At 75.8% G+C, this 6603-nt stretch carries 7 protein-coding genes; 3 read left to right on the plus strand and 4 right to left on the minus strand.

Features of this window, described 5'->3' with window-relative positions:
- On the plus strand, positions 1 to 576 hold a 576-nt coding region (locus tag KBX39_RS19250; protein WP_210871832.1), incomplete at its 5' end, for an AMP-binding protein.
- Between the two features lie 9 nt (positions 577 to 585).
- On the opposite strand, the gene KBX39_RS19255 is transcribed toward KBX39_RS19250, so the two are convergent.
- The 3 genes from KBX39_RS19255 to KBX39_RS34085 are packed head-to-tail and all read right to left on the minus strand — an operon-like array spanning position 586 to position 3296.
- A complete protein-coding gene (locus KBX39_RS19255) occupies positions 586 to 1686 on the minus strand; it encodes an aromatic acid exporter family protein (protein WP_030502309.1) in 1101 nt (366 codons plus the stop codon).
- 33 nt (positions 1687 to 1719) lie between these two features.
- Positions 1720 to 2097 (minus strand): sensory rhodopsin transducer, encoded by a 378-nt coding sequence (locus tag KBX39_RS19260; protein WP_030502308.1) that lies wholly within the window; start codon positions 2095 to 2097, stop codon positions 1720 to 1722.
- Positions 2094 to 3296, minus strand: coding sequence for a D-arabinono-1,4-lactone oxidase (locus KBX39_RS34085; RefSeq protein ID WP_030502307.1), 1203 nt, complete (start codon positions 3294 to 3296; stop codon positions 2094 to 2096). The genes KBX39_RS19260 and KBX39_RS34085 overlap by 4 nt, the downstream gene beginning before the upstream one ends.
- 52 nt (positions 3297 to 3348) lie before the next feature.
- Here KBX39_RS34085 and KBX39_RS19270 point away from each other — a divergent pair, with 52 nt between their 5' ends.
- A complete protein-coding gene (locus tag KBX39_RS19270) occupies positions 3349 to 5175 on the plus strand; it encodes a glycoside hydrolase family 15 protein (protein WP_197494852.1) in 1827 nt (608 codons plus the stop codon).
- A gap of 49 nt (positions 5176 to 5224) precedes the next feature.
- A complete protein-coding gene (locus tag KBX39_RS19275; protein ID WP_210871834.1) occupies positions 5225 to 5962 on the plus strand; it encodes a zf-HC2 domain-containing protein in 738 nt (245 codons plus the stop codon).
- 28 nt (positions 5963 to 5990) lie between these two features.
- Here the strand turns inward: KBX39_RS19275 and KBX39_RS19280 are convergent, their stop codons facing one another.
- Positions 5991 to 6557 (minus strand): sigma-70 family RNA polymerase sigma factor, encoded by a 567-nt coding sequence (locus tag KBX39_RS19280; RefSeq protein WP_043324268.1) that lies wholly within the window; start codon positions 6555 to 6557, stop codon positions 5991 to 5993.
- Between the last annotated feature and the right edge of the window lie 46 nt (positions 6558 to 6603).

The raw sequence follows: 6603 nt of genomic DNA on the forward strand, positions 1-6603 counted from the left end.
CTCGTGACGGTGAGCGCCCGCGCGGACGTTCCCCGGCGGCCCGGCACCGTGGGTGTGCCGCTGCCCGGCGTGCACACGCGGGTGCGGGACGAGCACGGCGACCCGCTGCCGGCGGACGGCGCGGCCATGGGTGAGCTGCAGGTACGCGGCGGCACGCTGTTCGACGGTTACCTGAACCGGCCGGACGCCGACGCGGCCACCCGCACCGCCGACGGCTGGTTCCGCACCGGCGACGTCGCCACGGTCGACCCGGACGGCGTCCACCGCATCGTCGGCCGGGCCGCCACCGACCTGATCAAAAGCGGCGGGTACCGGATCGGGGCCGGCGAGGTGGAGGACGCGCTGCTGGCCCACCCGGGTGTGCGGGAGGCGGCGGTGGTCGGCACGCCCCACCCCGACCTGGGGCAGCAGGTGACCGCGTACGTGGTCGGCGACGGCGTGGCCGAGGCCGAGCTGATCGACTTCGTGGCGCGGCACCTGTCCGCGCACAAGCGCCCCCGGCAGGTACGGCTGGTCGGCGCGCTGCCCCGCAACGCGATGGGCAAGGTGCAGAAGACCCTGCTGACCGAGGCGTGAGCGGCCCTCTCAGCGGGCCGCTGCCGCGCGGCGGACCTGACGGCGGGCCTCGTCCGCCGGCACGCCTGTGGCACGCAGCAGGTCGTTGGCGACGGTCCGCAACTGCGAGACCACGATGGTGCCGGAGAAGCCGATCTCCTGCCGGCACGCCTCGCCCGCGTCGCGGACCGCGCGCAGCACCCGCTCCCGGGCGGCGGCCGGCTCCTCGGCGGCCAGGAACGCCCGGTGCAGCAGCCGGATCGCCTCGCTGAAGTGCTCCAGCGCGGCGGGCAGGTGCGGCGGCACCGGCTCCCGGTCCCGTAACGCGGTGCCGATGCGGCGCACCATGCCCCGGCTGTTGCGGAACGCCCGGTCCAGGTGCTCGGCGCCGTGCCGATACGCGGCCAGGGCGCGTCGTCGCCGCCAGCGCACCGGGGAGAACCGGACCACCTCGTCGGCGGCGCCGACCATCTCGTCGATCCGGTCCAGTTCCGTCTCGGCGGCGCGCATCCGGGCCAGCACCTCGTCGGCCGCGCGCACGTCGGCGTGTGCAAGCGCCTCCGCCGACGCGGTCATCTGACTGGCGAACGTGTCGAGCGCCGGGTCTGCCACGCGGCGGACCGCGCGCAGCGGGTTCAGCGGCGCGATCACCAGCACCACGAGCAGGCCGACGGCGCCGCCGACGAGCGCGTTGAGGGTCCGGGGCAGCTCCAGGTCGGGCGACACCGGGGTCAGCGTGGCGACCAGCACCGCCGTACCGCCGGCCTGGGTGACGAGCGCGCCGGTACCGCGTACGAGCACCGCCGCGGAGACCGCCAGGAACACGATCACGCCGGTCTGCCACGGCCCGGTGCCGAACAGATGCACCAGCAGGTCACCGACGACGATGCCGAGGACCACCCCGACCACCAGCTCCACGGTCCGCCGGGTGCGGTTGCCGAGCGAGGCGGCGATGACGCTGACCGCCGCGGCCGGCGCGAACGTCGGGTCGGGGTTGCCGAGCACCTCGCGGGCCACCGTCCAGGCCAGCGTGGCCGCGAGGCCGGCCTGGACCGCCACGATGAAGTACGTGCCCAGTCGCCGGCGGCTGGACCGCCCGGCGTCGCGTACCCGGTCGACGGCATCCCGCATGCGGCCGGGTACCCGCGGTCGCCCGCCCGAACCTCACCCGGGGTACGCCATCGTGCCGGTCAGCGCCACCACGCCGGGCAGCCGGGTGTCCTGGCGCAGGAACTGCACCACCACCGGGACCGGGGAACGCAGCACGCAGCCGTACGGGCGGTCCAGTCGCACCGCCTCCGGGTCGATCAGGTCGTTCACCCGTACGTGCCGGATCCGGCGGGCGCCGACCAGTAGCCGGTACGGTCCGACCGGTTCGACGTCCTGGTAGTAGAAGTCCAGCTCCAGCTCGGCGTCCTCGTCGGCGGCGTTGAGCACGCAGAGCTGGTCGAAGGCGGTGAACGCCGGTTCCGGGCCGTGCGCGGGGAACGGCACGTGCCCGCCCGGCACCACCCAGACCCGGGCGCCGACCGGCGCGCTCACGACTCCTCCAGCAGCCGGGCCAGGTCCGGGGTGAGGAACACCCCGTCCGGGTCGAGCCGGCGGCGCACCGCCTGGAAGTCGTCCCAGCGGGGATAGAGGGGACGCAGCTCCCGCGCGCCGAGCCAGTGCTTCTTGCCCCAGTGCGGGCGTCCGCCGTAGTGCCGGAACACCGCCTCCATGTCCCGGAAGTACTCGTCGTACGGCAGCGAGGTGTTCTGCAGGCAGGCGATCGTGGTGGTGGGGCGGCCGTAGGCGTTGCTGAGCCAGATGTCGTCGGCGGCGATGGTGCGGACCAGGACCCGCCAGGCGGCCACCCGGCGGTGCCGGTCGCGCACCCGGCGGCGCACCTCGGCGAAGCAGGCCGGGAACGCCTCCGACGGCAGCATGTACTCGATCTCCTCGAAGCGCAGCTCCCGGTGCCGGGGAATGGTGCGGTGGGTGGGCCCGACCTGGCTCTGCCGCGGCTCGCCGTCCGGCAGCCGGGGCTGTGCCCGGTCCGGCGCGGCGTCCGTGTCGGTGCGGTTGATCACCCGGATCTGCGTCTGGTCGCTGCGCGGGTACCAGTAGAAGTCCATGTTGCGGTTGGTGTGCTGCAGCACGGCGAGGTGGTCCAGGGTCCAGTCCAGGTGCGCGCACCAGGAGCGGCGGTGCAGTTGGTAGGTCGGCTGCACGTCGAGCGTGACCTGGGTGACCACGCCGAGCGCGCCGAGGGAGAGGCGCACCGCCGGCAGCAGCTCCGGGTTGCGCCGCGCGTCGACGTCCAGCACGTCGCCGGTGCCGGTGACCAGGCGCACGCCGGTGACCTGGGTGCTCAGGTTCCCAAATCCGATGCCGGTGCCGTGGGTGCCGGTGGCGGTCGCCCCAGCGATCGACTGGTAGTCGACGTCGCCCAGGTTGTCCATGGCCAGCCCGGCGTCGTAGAGCCCTTCGCCCAGCGCCCGCAGCTTCGTGCCGGCCCACGCGGTCGCGACCCGCCCGTCGTCGGAGATCACCCCGGCCATCCGGTCCAGGCTCAGCAGGATCCCGTCGGTACGCACCAGCGGGCTGGACGAGTGCCCCGAGCCGACCGGCCGGACGGTCGCGCGCGTGGCCCGGGCACGGCGCACCAGGTCGCACACCTCGGCCTCGTCGGCCGGCTCGGCCCGGTCCGCCGGTGTAAAGCGGAGACTGCCGGACCAGTTCACGAACTCGCGTGTCACAGCGGCCCCTCCCCGGCCCGCTTACCCGTGCCCGCGCCGGGTAGTCACCGCCGTGTCCGAGCCGCCGCTGTCGTTCCCGCCGATCGACGCGTACGCGTTCCTGTCCGACACGCACACCACGGCGCTCGTCGCACCGGACGGGGCGGTCGAGTGGTTCTGCGTACCGGACGCGGCGGGCGACGCGGTCGCGGCCCGGCTGCTCGACCGGGACACCGGCGGCCGGTTCACGCTCACCGTCGCCGGCTGCCCGGCGCCGCGGCGCCGCTACCGGCCGGACACGCTGGTGCTGGAGAACGACTGGGCCGCCCCGTCCGGCGCGGCGGCCGGCGAGGACCTGCTCGCGGTCCGGCCCGGCGCCGCCGACCGGCCGATCCACGCCGAGCGGGCGCTGGTGCGCCGGCTGCGAATCACCGACGGTGTGCTGCGGGTCCGCGCCGAGCTGACGCCCCGGCCCGGGTACGGGGCACGCCCGGTGCGCTGGCGGCGCGACGGTAACGGCTGGCACGCCGACGGCACGCCGCTGCGGCTGCGCACCGACCTGCCGGTCACCGTCGAGGACGGCACGCTCGTCGCCGAGGCGGAGCTGCGCGCCGGGCAGGACGCGACGCTGCTTCTCGGGTACGCCGACCCGGTGCCCGCCCTCGCCGACGCCGAGGAGCTGACCGAGCGGACCGCCGACAGCTGGCGGGCGTGGTCGGCGCGCGGCGACTACACGGGCTTCGCGGCCGGCGCGGTCCGGCACAGCGCCCTGGTGCTGCGCGGCCTGTCCTACGACGAGACCGGCGCGCTGCTGGCCGCCCCGACCACATCGCTGCCCGAGGAGATCGGCGGGGTCCGCAACTGGGACTACCGCTTCACCTGGCACCGGGACGCGGCGCTGCTGCTGCTCGCGCTGTTCCGCCTGGGCCACGCCGAGGAGGGCCGCCGCTATCTGCGGTTCCTGCTCGGCATCTGCGCGCGGCAGCATCCGCTCGCGCCGCTCGTCGGCATCCACGGCCACGCCACCGAGGAGCGTGAGCTGCCGCACCTGTCCGGCTACGCCGGCTCGGCGCCGGTGCGGGTCGGCAACGAGGCGGCGAACCAGATCCAGTTCGACACGTACGGGCACATCCTCGACGCGGCGCTTGCCTACCAGCTGCTCACCGGCGAGCTGACCGGCCCGCAGTGGGCGCTGCTGCGGCGGCACGTCGAGACCATGGCGGAGCGCTGGCGGGAACCGGACCACGGGGTGTGGGAGATCCGCGGCCCGTGCCGGCACTACGTCTACTCGAAGGTGATGACCTGGGTCTGCCTGGACCGGGGCATCCGCCTCGCCGGGCTGCTCGGCGACGGCGCCGCGCCGGTGGACCGGTGGCGCCGGGAACGTGACGCGCTGCACGCCGAGGTGCTCGACCGCGGGTACGACGAGCGCGCCGGCAGTTTCGTCATGGCGTACGGCGGGACCGAGCCGGACGCCTCGCTGCTGCGGATGCCGCTCGTCGGGTTCCTGCCCGGCGACGACGCCCGGGTGGTCGCCACCGTCGAACGGATCCGCGCCGACCTCGCCGTCGCACCCGACCTGATCCGGCGCTACCGGGCCGACGACGGGCTGCCCGGCACCGAGGGGGCGTTCCTGCTCTGCTCCTTCGAGCTGGTCTCGGCGCTGGTACTGGCCGGCCGGCACGGCGAGGCGCGGGACATCTTCGACCGGCTGGCCGGCCGGGCCGGGCCGCTCGGCCTGCATCCGGAGGAACGCGCGCCCGACGGCACGGCGCTGGGCAACTTCCCGCAAGCGTTCACCCATCTGGCACTGATCGAGGCTGCGCTGAACCTGGACTCGGCGGGCGACCGGGACGCGCTGCACGCGTGGGCGGAACGGTCAGCGGCCGCGGCGGCGTGACCGGCACCCCGCCGGGAACCAGCGCGCCGGTCCGGACGACTATCCTTGTATGGCGTGTGAGCAGTGGCGGGAAATCCTGTCGGCACAGCTGGACGGTGAGGCGTCCAGCTCGGAGATCGAGGCGGCCGAGGCGCACCTGACCGGCTGCGCCGGCTGCCGGGGCTGGTTCGACTCGGCCGCGGCGGTCACCCGGCGGGCCCGTACGCAGCTCGCCCCGCGCGTACCCGACCTGGTCGACGCGGTGCTCGCCGCCGCGCCGCCGCCCCGGCCGAGCCGCCGCCAGCGGATCGCGCTCGGACTGCGCGGGGCGCTCGGGCTGCTCGGCGCGGTGCAGCTCGTACTCGGCCTGGCCCAGAGCGGCCGGGAGGCGGGGGTCGCGCACGCCCACACCTCCGGCCAGCACCTGTGGCACGAGTCGGCGGCGTGGAACGTAGCAGTCGGCGCCGGGTTCCTCTACGTGGCGGCACGCCGGACCACGCCGTCCGGCCTGCTGCCGATGCTCAGCGCGTTCGTCGCCACGCTGGTGCTGCTGTCGGTGAACGACCTGATCACCGGTCAGGTCGCGATGACCCGGCTGGTCAGCCACGGCTTCCTGCTGGTCGGCTGGGCCGTGATGCTGGTGCTGTCCCGGCCGGGCTGGCGCCCCGGCGACACGCCGCCCGGGCGGGGCCGGTCGAGCGGATCGCGGTGGGCGCTGCGCACCGAGGAACCGGCCGCGCCGGCGCCGCTGCGGCTGGTGCAGCCGGGCCCGTACCCCGCACAGGCCCGCAACCGGCGCGCGGCCTGAACCGCCGGACGGCCGGGGCCCGCGGGTGTCAGCGGGCCCGGCGGTCACGGACGTCGCCGGACCAGGCGGCGGCCAGGTCCTCCCGGGCGCGGGCGACCCGTGACCGGATCGTGCCGACCGGGCAGCCGCACACCTCGGCGGCCTCGGCGTAGGACAGGCCCAGCACCTGGGTGGCCACGAACGCCTCCCGGCGGTCCGGGGCGAGCGCCGCGATGAGCCCGCGCAACACCACCCCGTCGTCCCCGCCGCGGGTCACCGCCCCGGCCGCCTCGGCGGCGGCCTGCCAGTCCGCCAGCGCGGCCGTCCGGGGCCGCGCGGTCGCCGCCCGCACGTGGTCCACCGCGACCCGGCGGGCGATGGTGAAGACCCAGGTACGCGCCGACGACCGGCCCGCGAAGCCGGGCAGGCTGCGCAGCGCGCGCAGGAACGTCTCCTGGGCCAGGTCGTCGGCCTCGGCCGGCCCGGCCAGGTGGGCGAGGAACCGCCACACCGGCGCCTGGAGGGCACGGACGAACGCGGCAGCGGCCAGCCGGTCACCACGGGCGGCGCTCCGGGCCCACCCGGTCACCTGCTCGTCGTCGGCGTCCGGGCTCATCCTCGGCCGGCCCGCCCGCCCCACAACGTCACACCCCCCCGTTCCG

This window comes from Micromonospora sp. D75, assembly GCF_018070405.1.
Taxonomy (GTDB): domain Bacteria; phylum Actinomycetota; class Actinomycetes; order Mycobacteriales; family Micromonosporaceae; genus Micromonospora; species Micromonospora chalcea.

What these genes read in the sequence shown, in the direction of transcription:
- KBX39_RS19275 (WP_210871834.1), top strand. Translation starts at nt 5,225, where the DNA reads ATGGCGTGTGAGCAGTGGCGGGAAATCCTGTCGGCACAGCTGGACGGT.
- KBX39_RS19280 (WP_043324268.1), bottom strand. Translation starts at nt 6,557, where the DNA reads ATGAGCCCGGACGCCGACGACGAGCAGGTGACCGGGTGGGCCCGGAGC.
- KBX39_RS19255 (WP_030502309.1), bottom strand. Translation starts at nt 1,686, where the DNA reads ATGCGGGATGCCGTCGACCGGGTACGCGACGCCGGGCGGTCCAGCCGC.